This is a genomic window from Rhodococcus sp. 05-2254-2 (assembly GCF_002259095.1).
Taxonomy (GTDB): Bacteria; Actinomycetota; Actinomycetes; order Mycobacteriales; family Mycobacteriaceae; genus Rhodococcoides.
Map to the genome: position 1 here is coordinate 111,576 of NZ_NOZJ01000006.1, position 16,363 is coordinate 127,938.

General features: G+C 65.9%; 15 protein-coding genes and 1 tRNA gene. 5 read left to right on the top strand and 11 right to left on the bottom strand.

Features of this window, described 5'->3' with window-relative positions:
- The first annotated feature begins 139 nt into the window (after positions 1-139).
- Complete coding sequence (proP, locus tag CH283_RS08345) at positions 140-1,645, top strand: glycine betaine/L-proline transporter ProP (protein ID WP_094641842.1); 1,506 nt, start codon at positions 140-142, stop codon at positions 1,643-1,645.
- Between the two features lie 11 nt (positions 1,646-1,656).
- On the opposite strand, the gene CH283_RS08350 is transcribed toward proP, so the two are convergent.
- The 4 genes from CH283_RS08350 to CH283_RS08365 form a co-directional block, all read right to left on the bottom strand.
- Complete coding sequence (locus tag CH283_RS08350; protein ID WP_094641840.1) at positions 1,657-2,913, bottom strand: saccharopine dehydrogenase family protein; 1,257 nt, start codon at positions 2,911-2,913, stop codon at positions 1,657-1,659.
- A gap of 44 nt (positions 2,914-2,957) precedes the next feature.
- Entirely contained in the window at positions 2,958-4,454 is a 1,497-nt protein-coding gene (locus CH283_RS08355) for a glutamate-cysteine ligase family protein (protein WP_094641838.1), read from the bottom strand.
- A gap of 105 nt (positions 4,455-4,559) precedes the next feature.
- Complete coding sequence (locus CH283_RS08360; RefSeq protein ID WP_068050810.1) at positions 4,560-6,020, bottom strand: SDR family NAD(P)-dependent oxidoreductase; 1,461 nt, start codon at positions 6,018-6,020, stop codon at positions 4,560-4,562.
- 146 nt (positions 6,021-6,166) lie between these two features.
- Positions 6,167-6,252: transfer RNA gene (locus CH283_RS08365), tRNA-Leu, on the bottom strand.
- A 204-nt stretch (positions 6,253-6,456) separates the two neighbouring features.
- On the opposite strand from CH283_RS08365, the gene CH283_RS08370 reads away from it, so the two are divergent.
- Both CH283_RS08370 and CH283_RS08375 read left to right on the top strand, forming a co-directional pair.
- Complete coding sequence (locus tag CH283_RS08370) at positions 6,457-7,788, top strand: M20/M25/M40 family metallo-hydrolase (protein ID WP_082898618.1); 1,332 nt, start codon at positions 6,457-6,459, stop codon at positions 7,786-7,788.
- A gap of 16 nt (positions 7,789-7,804) precedes the next feature.
- Complete coding sequence (locus CH283_RS08375) at positions 7,805-8,332, top strand: YbhB/YbcL family Raf kinase inhibitor-like protein (RefSeq protein WP_068050809.1); 528 nt, start codon at positions 7,805-7,807, stop codon at positions 8,330-8,332.
- A 45-nt stretch (positions 8,333-8,377) separates the two neighbouring features.
- On the opposite strand, the gene CH283_RS08380 is transcribed toward CH283_RS08375, so the two are convergent.
- The 3 genes from CH283_RS08380 to CH283_RS08390 form a co-directional block, all read right to left on the bottom strand.
- A complete protein-coding gene (locus tag CH283_RS08380) occupies positions 8,378-9,448 on the bottom strand; it encodes a quinone-dependent dihydroorotate dehydrogenase (RefSeq protein WP_094642365.1) in 1,071 nt (356 codons plus the stop codon).
- Positions 9,449-9,543: 95 nt separating this feature from the next.
- The gene (locus tag CH283_RS08385; RefSeq protein ID WP_094641836.1) at positions 9,544-9,804 is read right to left on the bottom strand and encodes a DUF5703 family protein; all 261 of its coding nucleotides are present in this window, start codon (positions 9,802-9,804) and stop codon (positions 9,544-9,546) included.
- 58 nt (positions 9,805-9,862) lie between these two features.
- Positions 9,863-10,888 carry a YncE family protein gene (locus tag CH283_RS08390; RefSeq protein ID WP_094641834.1) on the bottom strand — a complete coding sequence of 342 codons (1,026 nt, stop codon included), beginning with the start codon at positions 10,886-10,888 and terminating at the stop codon, positions 9,863-9,865.
- Between the two features lie 160 nt (positions 10,889-11,048).
- Between CH283_RS08390 and CH283_RS08395 the strand changes: the two genes are divergently transcribed.
- Complete coding sequence (locus CH283_RS08395; protein ID WP_082898619.1) at positions 11,049-11,414, top strand: hypothetical protein; 366 nt, start codon at positions 11,049-11,051, stop codon at positions 11,412-11,414.
- Here the strand turns inward: CH283_RS08395 and CH283_RS08400 are convergent.
- Genes CH283_RS08400 through CH283_RS08415 form a run of 4 tightly spaced genes read right to left on the bottom strand, consistent with a single transcriptional unit; the run spans position 11,389 to position 15,273 of the window.
- Positions 11,389-12,243 (bottom strand): heme ABC transporter ATP-binding protein, encoded by an 855-nt coding sequence (locus CH283_RS08400; protein ID WP_094642364.1) that lies wholly within the window; start codon positions 12,241-12,243, stop codon positions 11,389-11,391. The two genes, CH283_RS08395 and CH283_RS08400, sit on opposite strands and share 26 nt — an antisense overlap.
- Positions 12,234-13,301 carry a FecCD family ABC transporter permease gene (locus CH283_RS08405; RefSeq protein WP_094641832.1) on the bottom strand — a complete coding sequence of 356 codons (1,068 nt, stop codon included), beginning with the start codon at positions 13,299-13,301 and terminating at the stop codon, positions 12,234-12,236. Before CH283_RS08405 ends, CH283_RS08400 begins: the two co-directional genes overlap by 10 nt.
- On the bottom strand, positions 13,298-14,305 hold the full coding sequence (locus CH283_RS08410; RefSeq protein WP_176460516.1) for a heme/hemin ABC transporter substrate-binding protein: 1,008 nt from the start codon (positions 14,303-14,305) through the stop codon (positions 13,298-13,300). The genes CH283_RS08405 and CH283_RS08410 overlap by 4 nt, the downstream gene beginning before the upstream one ends.
- Positions 14,306-14,340: 35 nt before the next feature.
- Entirely contained in the window at positions 14,341-15,273 is a 933-nt protein-coding gene (locus CH283_RS08415; protein ID WP_094641830.1) for an aldo/keto reductase, read from the bottom strand.
- Positions 15,274-15,484: 211 nt separating this feature from the next.
- Between CH283_RS08415 and CH283_RS08420 the strand changes: the two genes are divergently transcribed.
- Positions 15,485-16,315, top strand: a complete 831-nt coding sequence (locus CH283_RS08420; RefSeq protein WP_094642362.1) for an undecaprenyl-diphosphate phosphatase — start codon at positions 15,485-15,487, stop codon at positions 16,313-16,315.
- Positions 16,316-16,363 lie beyond the last annotated feature (48 nt).

The window sequence follows — 16,363 nt, forward strand, 5'->3', positions numbered from 1 at the left end:
TCTGTCCGGATTGGCCGAATTGCTCCAATTGTCAACGTGGTGTGGCACATTCGACGTCCTGCCGTTCACCTGGAGGAACATCGGTAGACCGAGTTCGGTCGTTTGAAATCACATCGTTTGTCTGGCTAACGTTGCTGGAATGACCGTAGCCCGAGAGCCTGAGACAACCCCGCAGCACACGCGGTGGGGACATCGACACGTCCAGCTTCTTCGACGCGACGCGTTCACGAACCGAATGCGGAGGAAGCCGGCGCTCTCGCAGGAGAGCATCACCGTCGTGGATCAGCCGATGCTCAAGCGCGCGGTGTCGGCCGCTGCTCTCGGCAACACGATGGAGTGGTTCGACTTCGGTGTGTACGGCTACCTGGCCGCGACGTTGGGCAAGGTGTTCTACCCCGACGCCACGCCCGCAGTGCAGCTCATCTCGACGTTCGCCACGTTCGCGGCAGCGTTCGTCGTCCGTCCACTCGGAGGCTTGTTCTTCGGACCACTGGGGGACCGAATCGGGCGGCAGAAGGTACTCGCCGCGACGATGATCATGATGGCGATCGGCACGCTGGCCGTCGGACTCATCCCCAGTTACGCGACCATCGGGATCTGGGCACCGATTCTCCTACTCGTCGCGCGGCTGGTCCAAGGGTTCTCCACCGGCGGCGAGTACGGCGGTGCCACGACGTTCATCGCCGAGTACTCCCCGGACAAGCGTCGTGGTTTTCTCGGTAGTTGGCTCGACTTCGGCACTTTCGTCGGTTATGCCATGGGCTCCGGCCTGGTGACGATCCTCAACGCGGTGTTGGGCGACGCCACGATGGTCGAATGGGGCTGGCGCATACCGTTCTTCGTCGCAGGACCGATGGGTCTGATCGGGCTGTACCTGCGGCTGAAGCTGGAGGACACCCCTGCGTTCCGCAAACAACTCGACGAACACGACAGCAAGGTCAAGGCGCAGGAGAGCGGTCGGAGATCGATCGGGAAGATCTTCACCGACCATTGGCGGGCTCTGTTGATCTGCACGGGAATCGTGTTGCTGTACAACGTGACCAACTACATGGTCACGTCGTATCTACCCACGTACTTCACCGAGGTCGTCGGCCGCAGTCAGCTCAGCGCCGATTTGCTCGTCCTGTCGGCGATGGTCGTCGTGGTGAGCGTCATCGTGGGTGTCGGCAGGCTGACCGATCGAATCGGCCGCAAACCGGTGTTCGTGTTCGGTGCTGTCGGGCAGATCGTTCTCGCCGTGCCCTGCTTCCTGCTGCTCCGCGAGAGCGGGTGGATCGGCCCGCTGATCGCGTGCCTGTTGCTCGGTCTCGTGCTGGCGTGTTTCGCGGCGCCGAGCGCGTCGACGCTACCGGCCCTGTTTCCCACCCGAATTCGCTACGCCGCGCTGTCGATCGGGTTCAATCTGTCGGTGTCGATCTTCGGTGGTACGACGCCACTGGTCACCTCTGCGTTGGTCAGCGCAACGGGTAGCCCGATGATCCCTGCGTACTACCTCGTCGTGAGCGGTGTTATCGGCCTCGTCGCGGTCGGGTTTCTGCGCGAGTCCGCCACCCAACCGTTGGAAGGCTCACCGCCACAGGTCGACTCGACCGCAGAGGCCGAGGAGCTCTACTCCGAGCTGTCCTCGGCCTCCCCGCGGTCGTAGTTCGCGGTCGATCAGTTCCGCTTGGCCCAGATCTCCATTCCGGCAGCATTGAGACGATCGACGAGGACGTCACCGATCGCGGTGGCGGGAGTGAGAACTCCTGAGGCCTTCGGCAAGGCGTCGCCGCCGTACACGAGTGCGAGTGCCGACTCCGCCAGCATGACCGCGGTGGCCTTGTAGCCGGGGTCTCCCGACGCTTTGACGCGAGCCCGGTAGCGAGCCCCCGACGTGGTGAGGGTGTACAGGTCGACCGTGAAATGTCCCTTCTCACGGGCTTTTTCACTGGGGCCGGTGCCCGGCTTGGGCAGAATGCGGTCGAGCACCTTGGCCGGAAGCACAGTCATCGCGGACACGCCGACGAACAGCCCGGCAGACAGAGCACCGGCGAGGACGGGGCTGGCGAACGACGAGCCAACGCTCATCACCTCGCTGTAGCGGAACTGCTTTCCGTAGGCCCAGTCGCGAAGTGCATTGGTGCGCCGGACGACTCGCGTGTTGTACGAGGCCATCACGAACGGGGCTTTCCAACCACGCAGGCTCGGGTCGATCTTCTTGCCGTCGATCAGCACGGTGTCGAGCTGACGGCCGAGTTGCGGCTCGAGGCCCCGGTCGGGACTGAGGGAGTACGGCCGCGCGGCGATGCGTCGGGCTCGCTTGTCCTTCTTCATCGCCTCGATCTGCCCGCGCAGCGAGTCGATGGTGCCGCCGCTGACCCCGCCGGACATCGACGTGACCACCAGGGTCGTGTCGGTCAGCTCACCGGCGTTGTCCGCGGTAACGGCCTCGTACAGCGCGTGTACGCCGATGTCGGACGGGATGGAATCGAAGCCACACGAGTGAACGATGCGGGCCCCGGTGCGCTGAGCGATTTCGTGGTTGGTATCGATGCTCTCGCGAGCGAACAGGACCTCGCCGGTTAGGTCGACGTAATCCGTCCCGGCCTCGGCGCACGCCGTTGCCAATTCCAAGCCGTACTTGGCGTAGGGACCGACCGTGGTGATGACGACTCGGGTCGATCGGGCCATGGCCTCGAGCGATGCGAGGTCGGTGGCGTCGGCCTCGAGAACGGACCACTGCTGAGCCCTGGAGCCCAGTTCTTTCCTGGCGGCCTCCACCCTCGCCGTAGAGCGCCCGGCGAGGGCGATGCGGGTGTCTGCCGGTGCATGCTCGGCGAGGTACTTCGCCGTCAATTTCCCGACGAAGCCGGTGACGCCGTAGACGACGATGTCGTGAGTGCGATCGGGGGAGTCGGATGCAGGCGAATTCATACCAGCGACACTAACGCGGGTCACCCCGGCGAGTCGACGCGCCGTCAGTTCGTCCAGGTGTGCACGGGTTCTCCGGCATTCATGAGGGTGACGTAATCACCGAGCATTCCCGCAAGCGCTCTATCGCGCTTCTCACCGGCGCGTTCGCGGGCGACGACGGCGTTGCGCTGCCACACCGAGCCGGACTGCTTGGCCAGGCACCGCGCCTCGATCACCCCCAGATAGCGGTCGCGGACCGCCGCGTCCACGCCGTAGGCGGCCAGCCCGGCGTCGGCCAGGGGCAGCAGCCGACGCAACACCAGTTCCTGCGGACTCACCCAGCCCACCTCGGGCCAGTAGAGCATCGAATCGAACCCGCCGCGGGCCGCGGAGTGCACGTTCTCCTCGGCGGCGTCGAACGACATCTGCGACCACAGCGGGCGGTCGGCATCGGCCAGCGCGCGGACGGTTCCGTAGTAGAACGCCGCGTCGGCGAGAGTGTCGACCACCGACGGTCCGGCCGGCAGAACGCGATTCTCCAGCCTGATGTGATGGCCGTCGCCGGACCGGTCGTAGATCGGCCGGTTCCACCGGTAGACGGTTCCGTTGTGCATGCGCAGTTCGGACAGCGACGGTGTCTTGCCCTCGGCCAGCGCAGCCTTGGGATCCTCCTCGCTGCAGACCGGCAGCAACGCAGGGAAGTAGCGTGAATTCTCCTCGAACAGATCGAAGATCGAGGTGATCCATCGTTCGCCGAACCACACCCGCGGTCGGACACCCTGATTCTTGAGCTCCTGCGGCCTGGTGTCGGTGGCCTGCTCGAACAGCGGAATGCGAGTCTCGTGCCACAGCGCGCGTCCGGCGAAGAACGGCGAGTTGGCGGCGAGCGCCACCTGTACACCCGAAAGGGCTTGCGCTGCATTCCAATACGACGCGAACTCGTCCGGAGCCACCTGCAGGTGCAGCTGAACCGACGTGCAGGCCGCCTCGGGCAGGATCGTGTCGGTCACGATGTCGAGATCCTCGGCGGCAGCGGCACCGGGCAGTCGAACTCCGCCGATCTTCAGTTCGATGTCCTCGCCCCGAGCGGCGAAGATCTGCTGATTGAGCAGGTCGTAGCGCGGATTCGCCGAGAGCCACCGGTGCTCGAAGTGCTCCTCGTCCAGAGTCGGGAGCATGCCGATCATGGCGAGCCGACTACCCGAGGTGCGGGCGCGTTCGTCCGCTGCATACAGCGATCTGCGCAGGTCGGTCTCCAACTCGGCGATCGAGGCACCGCGCAGTGGCCGAGGGTCGACGTTGATCTCGATGTTGAACTGGCCGAGCTCGGTTTGATAGTCGGGATCGGCGATGGCGTCGAGCACCGCCGCGTTGGCCATCGACGGTTCCATGTCGTCGTCGACGAGATTGAGCTCGATCTCCATGCCGATCTGCGGTTCACCGACGTGGAAGGTCTCATCGGCCAACATGATCGCCAGGGCATCGAGACAGTCCTGCACCTTCTGCCGAAACTCGTGCCTGTCCTGCCTGGTGAACTTACGGCGCTCGACGTCCTCGCCCATGGTGCCCGCCTATCGGTGCGTGAAGAAGGGCCGTTCGCTCGCGCGCAACGACTTCGGCTTACGAGTATCGCAGCCCATGTTCGCCGAGGGGCACGCACGCGAAAATCACCAGGGTGACGGCTGGTAGTCCTTGAGGAACGAGCCGTGCAGATCGACTCCGAGTTCGCCCTGCACGATCGGGTCGTACACCCGGGCGGCACCGTCGACCAGGTCGAGTGGAGCGTGGAAACCTTCGTCGGCGAGCCGCATCTTGGTGGGGTGTGGCCGTTCGTCGGTGATCCAGCCGGTGTCGACGGCGGTCATCAGGATCCCGCTCTCGAGCATCTCCTTCGCGCTGGTGCGCGTCAGCATGTTCAGCGCGGCCTTGGCCATGTTGGTGTGGGGATGGCCCGGCCCCTTGTACGCGCGGCCGAACTGGCCTTCCATGGCCGAGACGTTGACCACGTACTTGCGCCGCGCGTCCGAGGCCTCCATCGCGGTGCGTAGCCGCGAGACCAGGATGAAGGGTGCGACGGAATTGCAGAGCTGCACCTCGAGCAGTTCCACCGGGTCGACCTGCTCGACGGTGTGGATCCAGCTGTTGGTCTCGGCGAGATCGGGCACCAGACCCCCGGCGTCGATGGCGAGCCCGCTCTCGATTCTCTCGGCCGTGACCGAGCCGGCGACCATGGCGAGCGAGGCCACGTCGTCCGCGCTCAGGGCAGCAGTCGACCGGCCGCCGATCGCGGTGGCGGGCAACGAGCTCGCCAGTGACGCGGGGTGCGCATCACTGGTCTTGCCGAACGTGATGCGCTCCGGTCCTGCGCCTTCCGTCAGGGCTGCGGGCAACGGTTCGGCTTCCGCATCGGCCAGTGCGCTGTAGGAACCGGGGGAGCGTTTGACGGTCTGTGCGGCGTTGTTGATCAGAATGTCCAGAGGTCCCTCGGCCGCGACCGAATCGGCGAGCGCCACAACCTGAGCCGGATCGCGAAGATCGATACCGACGACGCGCAGACGGTGCAGCCACTGGTCACTGTCGTCCATCGCGGCGAAGCGACGCACGGCATCGTTGGGGAATCGGGTGGTGATGGTCGTGTGGGCACCGTCGCGCAGCAGTCGAAGTGCGATGTACATCCCGATCTTCGCCCGACCACCGGTCAGCAACGCCCGCCGGCCGGACAGATCGGTTCGCGCGTTGCGCTTGCCTCGATTGAGCGTTGCGCACTCCGGGCACAGCTGGTGATAGAACGAGTCGACGTGGGTGTAGCGCTGCTTGCAGATGTAGCAGGGACGAGCCTTGATCAGAGTGCCTGCGATGTCTCCCTCGGCGCGGGAGGTCAGGGACAGTCCTGCGGTCTCGTCGTCGATTCGGTCCGGGGATCCGGTTGCGGTGGCGGCGACGACGGCACGGTCGGCCGCGTTGACGGCGTTGCGCGCCGCGACGCGTCGGGCACGCTTGAGATCTTTGAACATGGCACCGGATGCGCGCTGCACAGCGATCGAATCCGGATGGTTCTTGTCCAGCTCTGCGGCCTGCTTCAGCACGCGCAGGCACGTCTCGAGATCGGTCGGGTCGATCGCGTCCATCGTCGGTCTCCTAGCATCGGCCCCTTCGAGCCGAACGAAAGCGAGTGCAGAACGAAAAAGACCCCGATTCCGAAGAATCAGGGTCAGTTTCGTCTGTCTCAACTCAGATCTGTGAAAATCTTTGTCTGACTACATCTTTCAGACGGTGTCCGAGGGGGGACTTGAACCCCCACGTCCGTTAATAGGACACTAGCACCTCAAGCTAGCGCGTCTGCCATTCCGCCACTCGGACAAGTGCGACCTCTGCCGCATATTCTTTTGTTGCTTTCACAGCCGGCCGCTGTGTGCTGCGTAAGATTATCCGACGGGTTCCCGATAACCCAAATCCCCACGTCAGTTCATGCTCGAGGCCGTTTCTCATGGTGCCCGGAGCCGATTCTGGTGGTAGGAACGACGTGTGCCCAACGATGTGAGCAATCCCGGAAACACAACCGATATCGACGCCACCGTTGCCCTCGACGAAGTCGTGGATCTCGTCAGTTCCCTCATCCGGTTCGACACCTCGAACACGGGGGAGCTCGACACGACCGTCGGCGAGAAGGAATGCGCCGAGTGGGTGGCGAGCAAGCTCGAGGAAGTGGGCTACGAGACGGAGTACGTCGAGTCCGGTGCCCCGGGTCGAGGCAACGTGTTCGCGTGGCTGCGCGGAGCGGACTCCTCTCGCGGCGCGCTGCTGGTCCACGGACACCTGGATGTCGTACCGGCCGAACCGGCCGACTGGAGCGTGCATCCGTTCTCCGGGGCCGTCGAGGACGGTTACGTGTGGGGCCGAGGCGCGGTGGACATGAAGGACATGGTCGGCATGGCTCTCGCGCTGGCCCGCCAGTTCAAGTCCAACGGAACCGTCCCACCCCGCGACATCCTGTTCGCGTTCCTGGCGGACGAGGAGGCGGGCGGTAAGTACGGATCGCACTGGTTGGTCGACAACCGACCCGATCTGTTCGAGGGCGTCACCGAGGCGGTCGGCGAGGTCGGCGGGTTCTCGCTCACCGTCGCTCGTCCGGACGGCACCGAGAAGCGGCTCTACATGGTCGAGACGGCGGAGAAGAGCCTGGCGTGGATGCGGCTGACGGCCAAGGCCCGCGCCGGACACGGATCCTTCCTGCACGACGACAACGCCGTGACGTACCTCGCCGAGGCAGTGGCCAAACTGGGCAATCACACGTTTCCGCTGGTGCTCACCGAATCGGTCTCGCAATTTCTGCAGGCGGTCTCGGAGGAATCGGGTCTCGATTTCGACCCGACGTCACCGGACATCGACGGCACCCTGCTCAAACTCGGCAGCATCGCCCGCATCGTCGGAGCGACCCTTCGCGACACCGCGAACCCGACGATGCTCTCGGCCGGCTACAAGGCGAACGTGATTCCGCAGACGGCGACGGCAGTGGTGGACTGCCGAGTGCTGCCGGGGCGGCAGGCGGCCTTCGAGAAGGAGGTCGACGAGTTGATCGGCCCGAACGTCGAACGCGAATGGATCACGAAACTCGAACCGTACGAGACCACGTTCGACGGCGATCTCGTCGACGCGATGAACGACGCAGTCCTGGCACACGATCCGAACGGTCGAACCGTTCCCTACATGCTGTCCGGCGGAACCGACGCAAAAGCGTTCGCGCGCATCGGTATTCGCTGCTTCGGCTTCGCTCCGCTGAAGTTGCCACCGGAACTGGATTTCGCGGCGTTGTTTCACGGCATCGACGAACGAGTACCCGTGGAATCGTTGGAGTTCGGTACACAGGTACTCGAACACTTCTTGCTGCACAGCTGATACGAAAGGAACCATCGTGGCGTACAACCCATACGACTCGCTTCCGGACCTACCATCCTTCGAGTTGACGTCCGAGGACGTCGAGGACGGCCAGACCTTGGCCGCTCAGCAGGTCAGTGGAATCATGGGAGCCGGTGGGCACGACAACTCTCCGCAGCTGTCCTGGTCCGGATTCCCCGAGGGCACCAAGAGCTTCGCTGTCACCGTCTACGACCCCGACGCGCCGACAGCATCCGGCTTCTGGCACTGGGCAGTGGCGAACATCCCCGTCGAGACGACATCGCTGGTGTCGGGCGCAGGCGACGACGGCGGGACCGGGGTGCCCAGCACCGCGGTGACGCTCAAGAACGACGCCGGTCTGTTCCGCTACATCGGTGCTGCTCCGCCCGCAGGCCACGGCCCGCACCGCTACTTCATCGTGGTTCACGCGGTGGACGTCGAACGGCTCGAAGTGGACGAGACGGCCACCCCGGCCTACCTCGGCTTCAACCTGTTCTCGCACGCCATCGGTCGTGCGGTCCTCACCGGCATCTACGAGGCCTGAGCTCGAACGTCGGGTGTCGGAACACCGGTTCCGACACCCGACGGTTCAGGGCTTGTTCGCCGAGCCCACCGCATCGGTGATCGTGGCGAAGCCGTGTTCCTCGAGCCGAGTTGCCAGTCCCCGGTGAATGTTCTTGATCCACAGCGGGCCGCCGTAGATGAACCCGGTGTAGCCCTGCACCAGTGACGCTCCCGCGGTGATGCGTTCCCACGCCTGCGCCTCGGTCTCGATTCCGCCGACGGAAATCAGCGTCAGCCGGGTGCCCACTCGGCGGTAGAGACGTCGCAGCACCTCGATCGAGCGGTCTGCCAGCGGAGCACCGGACAGGCCACCTGCTCCTGCTGCGGCGACCACGTCGGCGTCGGTGCGCAGCCCGGTGCGGGAGATCGTCGTGTTGGTGGCCACGATCCCGTCGAGACCGAGTTCGACGGCCAGATCGGCCACGGCGTCGATGTCCTCGTCGGACAGGTCCGGGGCGATCTTGACCAATACCGGCACCGTCACCACGGACTGAACCGCCTCGAGGATCGGCCGCAGCGATTCGACGGCCTGAAGGTCACGTAGCCCAGGGGTGTTGGGGGAGCTGACGTTGACGACCACGAAGTCCGCCAACGGGCCCAGAAGCCGGGCGCTGGCCGTGTAGTCCGCGGCGGCATCCACCGGCTCCACGATCTTGGTCTTGCCGATGTTGGCACCGATAGGGATGCCCGTGCGCCTGGCGCGGACACGCTGGGCGGCGTGCTCGGCACCGTAGTTGTTGAACCCCATGCGGTTGACGATGGCGCGGTCCGCAGGCAACCGGAACAATCGCGGCGTCGGATTGCCCGGCTGGCTCTGCGCTGTCACGGTGCCGATCTCGGCGAAACCGAATCCGATCGGCCCCCACGCGTCGATTCCGTCGGCATTCTTGTCGAACCCGGCCGCGAGGCCGAGCGGAGCCGGGAATTCGACGCCGAACACCGTCGAGCGAAGTCGTGGATCGTCGACCACGAACGCCTTCTCGGCCAGGTAGCGGAGCGGCGGCACGACGGCGACGACGCGGAGCACCCGAAACGCCAGGTGATGGATCCTCTCCGGTGGCACGAGGAACATCAGGCGCAACAGAACTCGGTACAGGCGGTCTCCCACGGTCTTCTCTCCGGTCGATCTGGCTCGGTCGAACTCATGCGGTGGTGTCAACGATCGTGCGGTCGAACAGTACTGCGACGGGCTCAGATTCCGGGCTCGGGGATGTGATGCGCGGTCTTCTTGCGTTTGAGCAACACACGCCTGCTGCCATCGGTGTACAGCCGAACCCGCGACAGTTCCCAGCCGCCGAACTCCGCCTGAATCGCCAGCCGCATCGAGGCCGTCACCCGGGTCACATCCGGCGGCAGCCGCAACGGCACGTACTCCCAATCGTCGGACGCAGACACTTCCCATCCGACGGGCATCTTCGCGCGCCCCGGTGCCGAATTGTCATAAGCGTTCATATGCCTCCTCATCCCCTATCGGTCGTTCCTGCAGGCTCCACTCCCGCGTCCACGCGGGTCAACGACCGGCAGCGGGGATGCGCTGCAGTCCGTCACCGGTTGCCGATCCCACGTACAGGTCGCCGGTGTCGGCGTCGACAGCAACCGAATTCGGCTGCCGCACAGTGGGCAACCGCTCGGCCTCGACCGGAATTCCGGTATCGAGTGTGTACCCGACCACCTCGTTGAGAGCGGGCAGCGTCACCCACACGACACCGGACTGCTCATCGTAGGCGATCGCCCACGGCTGCGACCCGACCGGAAAGCGTTGCCGCATCAGCAGATCGTGCGAGGTGAAGACGAGCAACTCGGTCCCCGTCGAATCGGTGACCAGCAAGCGGCCGAACTCGTCGCTGGTCATCTCCGCGGCACCTTCGCCTGCGCGCAAGGCCACTCCGAGGGTGCCGTCGTCCAGATTCAGGTCGGTCACCGACGTCTGACGACGATCGAGAACCGAGACCCCGTTCGGTGTACTGGCCAGAGCATCGGCCGAGGTCACGCTGCCGCCGGAGACCGTGGTGGTGACCTCACCGTTCGTGTCGAGTACACGGACCGCTCCGGTGTCGTCTCCGACAGCTGTCGTGCCGTCGGGTAGGTCCGCTGCGGACAGCGCGTCACCGTCGACAGGCAGGGCGGTCCGCTGTCCGTCCACCACGGAGATCCTCGCGACAGAACCGTCCATGGGCACCAACACTGTCGAGTCCCGTCCGGCGACGAGTGCGGCTCCCGTGGCGCCCAGATCGACCACCTGGGTCTGCGCTGCGGCACCGTCGCGGGCCAGGGTCACGGTTGTCGATGCGTCGGTCAGCGCCACGAGGGTGCGGGTGACGGGGTCGAACGTGAGGGCGTCCACGGGCGCGAATGCGCTGACGGTTCCGGCGGGGGTGGCAGTGGCTTCGGGGGACTCGGCCGGCGGTCGGGGGTCGACGGAGATGTCGTCGGCGTTCTCGTCGTCGCTGGAACACCCGCCGACCGACAGGACTGTGACGACGGCGAGCGCGGACGCGACTGCCGCTCGAACGGAACGAGCCGACGGTGTTCGCATGAGGCCGAACCTACTTCCTCGAGAAGACGCTGCCTGTGGAGGCGTTGCCACATCTGTACCAGCGTGCAGCGACCTCGGCGAAATCGACCGCGCCGGATCGGTTGTCGTTCGGTCTCGCCCGAACAGGCGGTAGCGTGATCGGGCGAGGTGAGTACACGACATGGGAGTGGACGTGGGAACCGAGGAAACACACTTCGTCGTCGAGGAAGTGAACGCGGGAACGCACCCGAACGGCTTCGGACGCACCGACGACGGTCGGGCGTTCGCGTTTCGTGTGCATCGAAGCACCCTGTACGTCGAGATATACCGCCAAGATGTGCAATCTCCGGTACCGGATCGGTCCGAGGTCGAAGCGGTTGCCGAGCATTCGGTCACCGAGGTCGATCTGACGGATGAGCGCAGCATCGTCGGTGTGGTGCGTGACGCGGTCGCCCATGCGCAGCAGCTGTCCGATGCGTCACAGCGAGACACCACCGCAGTTCGAGCCTTCTTCAACCGAGTCAATTCCGTGCTTGAGGGTTTCTGACACGGTGGGGAACCACCAGTTGTTCGCCCGTCACGGGATGGTCGAACACGTCGACGGGATGTCGGTAGACCCGGGCCAGTCGCTCGGCGGTGAGCACCTCCCGCGGCGGACCGGTTGCGACCAGTTCACCCGAGTCCAGGATCGCGACGCGGTCGGCGTAGGCCGCCGCGAGGCCGAGATCGTGCAGCACGACAACGACGGCACGGCCGGCGGCAGCGAGCGAGCGCACCACGGCCATGACCGACTCCTGATGTCCCAGGTCGAGTGCGGCAGTGGGCTCGTCCAGCATGATCGTCGCGGTGTCCTGGGCTATGACGCGCGCCAGCGCAACTCTGGCCTGCTCGCCACCGGAGAGCGACGCGAACGGTCGATCGGAGAAGTCCGCTACGTCGCATGCGGACATGGCTGCGGAGACGCGGTCGTCGTCGTTGCGCGCAGCCGACGTACCGACCCAGGGGGCTCGACCCATTCGAACGATCTGGCCGGCCGTGAACGCGAACCCGACGCTGTGTTGCTGAGGAAGCACCGCACGCCGCCTGGCCACGTCGACCGTGCGGAGGCGGTTCAGCGGTTTCTCGTCCAGTAGAACCGACCCGGCGCTGGGCTCGGTGTCTCCCGCCATGACCGACAGCAGCGTCGATTTGCCCGCGCCGTTGGGGCCCACCAGCGCCAGTATCTCGCCGGCGACCACGTCGAGGTTGACGTCGGACAACACCGTCGCGTCCCCGCGCCGAGCGGAGACTCCGCGGGCGACGAGGGTATTCGAACCCGGTTCGGGGATGACCGGGATGTCGTTGCGTGCCGTGCCGATTCGCTTCGTCACGCCCAGCCGCCCTGGCGAGCACGGGTACGGCGGAGCAGCCAGAAGAAGAACGGCGCACCCGCCAGTGACGTCACCATGCCGAGCGGCAGATCGACGTTCGCGACGAGGGTGCGGGTGACGAGATCGGCAGCGAGCAGCACGACGGAGCCGGCGAGGGCGCTGGCCGGGACGAGGAGTCGATGGGCGGGACCGAGCACCATCCGCACGGCGTGCGGAACCACCAGCCCCACGAACAGAATGATTCCGGTGAAGGCGACGCCGGACGCAACGAGCAGGGCGACGACGACGATGGCGAACTGTCTGAGTCGTTCGACGTTCACTCCCAAATGGCGTGCCACGTTCTCTCCGAGCGCAAGCAGGTCGAGTCGGCGCGCGATCGCCAGGGAAGCTCCGATTCCGAGCAGTGCGAGCGGGCCGACCACGGCCACCGACTGCCAGGTCGCGCCCGCGAGTGACCCCAGTTGCCAGAACACGATCTGATCGCGGGCTGCGGGACTGGCGACGAACGTGAAGAACGCGATGGCACCGCCGGCGAATGCATTGACTGCAACGCCGGTGAGGATGAGCGTCACCACGTCGGTGCGTCCTGCGTTGCGGGCGAGGAAATACACGGCGATCGTGGTGACGAGCCCGCCGACGAATGCTGCGAACGCCACACTCCAGACTCCGGCGAAGCTGCCGCCGAGCACGATGACCGAGCTGGCACCGACGGCAGCGCCCGAGGAGACCCCGACGACACCCGGCTCGGCCAACGGATTGGCGAACACCCCCTGGAGCAGCGCACCCGCGCACCCCAGACACGCGCCGACGACGATTGCCAGAGTCAGGCGCGGGAATCGGACCTGCCACAACGTCACCTCGCCACTGGGGTGTGCGGGCATCGGGCCGATGTCGAGTCCCACCCGATGCGCGAGGCTGCCCAACACTTCCAGCGGTGTCGTCGGCACCTGCCCCACGACGGCCGAGATCAGGGCCAGACACACCAGTGCCACGACCAGGGCTCCGAATGTTGCAAGAACCCGCCCTCGGCCCGTGCGCGTTGCGGCGAGTGCGCGGTCGGTCATGACGCGGGGTCGTACACGGCCTTCGACAGTGCGCCCAACACCTTTCCGGTGTTCGGGCCGAAACTGAGGATGGTGCCGTCGTCCATGTCCACCACCCGGCGATCTCGGCCTGCCGGTGTCTGCGCGATTCCGGGGATCTGCTCGAGCCCCTCGATACCGCCGATCGATTCCAGGCCCTTGGTCATCATCAGAATGACGTCGGGTGCCGCGGCGATCAACGCCTCGCTGGTGACCGGCACGAACTGTTCGGTCAGACCCGATTCGACACCGGCGTCCCTGGCGCCGAGAGCCTCGATCAGTGCGTCCGCTCCCGAGCCGGGTCCGGCGAGCATCTTGATCGCCGGGCCACGCATGTACAGAAACGCGATCTTCGGCGGTTCCGAGGACTCGGGTGCGGCGTTCTCCGCTGCCGAGATCTCGGTGTTCGTTCGTTCGGCGAGTGCGGCACCGGCGTCGGGCACACCCAAGGCAGCTGCGACGGCCTCGATCTGAGGGGCGACGCCGGCCAGAGTGCGCGTGGGATCGAAGTACACGAGCGGAATGCCCGCGGCTCGGATCTGATCCTGCACGGCACGTGGACCGATGCTGGTATCGGTCAGTACGACGGTCGGCGACAGTGCCAGAATTCCCTCGGCGCTCAGCGAATGGCCGGTCGGGGTGACGTCGGGCACGTTCTCGGCCGCGGGAAATGCAGCCGAGGTGTCACGCCCAACGAGGTTGTCCCCGAGTCCGAGTGCGAAGACGGTCTCGGCGAGCGTGCCGTACTGGTCGGCAGCGACGATGCGGCTGTTGTCCGTCACCGTGACGGGGACGCCGTCGAATCCGGTCACGGTCACGGGGAGTACCTCCGCCGGATCGTCGACGACGGGTTCCGGATTCGGATCGTCGACGACGGCAGTGCGGGGGCCGATGGAGTCCGAGGATGCGGTGCCGGGGGTGTTCGCCGAGCAGGCGACCAGGACTCCGGCGACGAGGAGCACGGCGGCGAGACGGTTGACGGTCACCACGGAAGGTTAGCCTGTCCGATGTTGGTGCGTGATCAGGCGCTGACGTCGTCCAGGGCCGACGCGATCGCTGGCGGCAGCTCGAGTTCCTCGGCCATCAGTGCGCCCATCAACTGCGCGAGGTCCCGCGCTCCCACGATCGCGCTGCTCACTCCCGGTCGGTCCCGTGCCCACGCGAGTGCGACCACCAGGGGAGAGGTGGCCAGACCGTCGGCAGCGGTGACGGCCGCGTCGACGACGCCCACGGCAGAATCGGTCAGGTACGCGTGCACGGCCTCGGCGTGCAGCTCGTCGGCCCCGCGGGAGTCCGCGGGTACTCCGCTGCGGTACTTGCCCGTCAGGACGCCGCCTGCCAGGGGTACCGCCGCGAGGATGCCGATGCCGTGGTGGTGCGCGGCGGGAACCAGCTCGTCCTCGATTCCGCGCGCGAGCAGTGAGTACTCCGCCTGAGTGGCCACGATGCGCCCGGTACCGGCTGCGCCCGCTGCCGTCGCCAGTTGCCAGCCGAGATATCCGCGGGCTCCGGTGTAGCGAACCCGTCCGCTGGTCACGGCGTAGTCCAGCGTTGCGGCGACCTCGTCGACCGGCGTCATCGGGTCCCAGGTCGCGACCTGCCACAGGTCCAGGTAGTCGGTTCCCAGTTCGCGCAGCGTGGCGTCGAGTTGACCGAGCAGTCCGCGCCTCGAGCAATCCACGTGATAGCGGCCGTAGCGTGAACTCAGGCCCGCTGCGCTGCTGATCACCAATTCGTGCCGCGGGACGACGTCGTCGAGCAACTCGGCGAGTACTCGTTGTGCCCGTCCGTCGCCGTACGCCGGAGACGTGTCGACGAGCGTGCCGCCGGCCTCGGCGAACGCCGACAACTGTGCTGCGGCGTCGTCACCGTCGGTTCCGCTACCCCATCCGAGGGTGCCGAGGCCGAGTCTCGAGACTCGAAGTCCGCTGGTGCCGACCGATCTCTGCTTCATATGTGCCGAATGTCCTTTTACGTGTGATCGTCGGTGTCGAACTGCACTGCCGCCAGTGCACAGTAGTGCGCCGCGCCGCTCGGTGCGTACGTGCCGCGCCGGGTACGGTCGTGCCCGTGAATCGCGAATTCAGGGGGCAGGCCGGCGGCCGCGCATCGACACTGGACAGTCCATCGACACCGATCTCGGAGGGTGGCCCCGCATGATCGACATGACGTGGCTGCAGGCGATCATCCTCGGCGCGGTGCAGGGCTTGACCGAATTCCTGCCGATCTCCTCGTCCGGGCACCTGCGCATCATGTCCAGCGTGTTCTGGAACGAGGACGCAGGCGCGTCCTTCACCGCGGTGACCCAGCTCGGCACCGAAGCCGCTGTGCTGCTGTTCTTCTGGCGCGACATCGTCAGAATCGTCAAGGCCTGGTTCGTCGGACTGAAGCACAAGAACGAACGCGGGCTCGACTACCGAATGGGGTGGTACGTGATCATCGCCACCATCCCCATCGGCGTTCTCGGCCTGCTGTTCAAGGATCAGATCCGAACCGGTGCCAGGAACCTGTACCTCATCGCGTTCATGTTGATCGCGTTCGCCGTCGTCATCGCGATCGCCGAGAAGGTCGGCCGCAAGGAACGTCCCATCGAGAAGCTGACCACCCGCGACGGCATCGTCATGGGTCTGGCGCAGTGCCTCGCGTTGATCCCCGGAGTGTCCCGTTCCGGTGCGACGACCAGCGCCGGCCTGTTTCTCGGACTCGAACGAGAAGCGGCTGTACGATTCTCGTTCCTGCTTGCCATCCCGGCGGTCACCGCCTCCGGTCTCTTCTCGTTGCCCGACGCCTTCGAGCCGGTCGGCACGGGTCTGGCCGCGTCCGGCCCGCAGCTGCTGGTCGCCACGATCGTCGCCTTCGGTCTCGGCTACGCCTCGATCGCCTGGTTGTTGAAGTTCGTCGCGAACCATTCGCTGTACTGGTTCGTCGGTTACCGCATCGTGCTGGGTGTCGTCGTGCTCGGGCTGCTGGCCGGCGGGGTCGTGTCGGCCACCTGAGTGCGGGAGTGGAGCCTGCGGAACGACCTGGTGGTGCGGGAGTGGAGC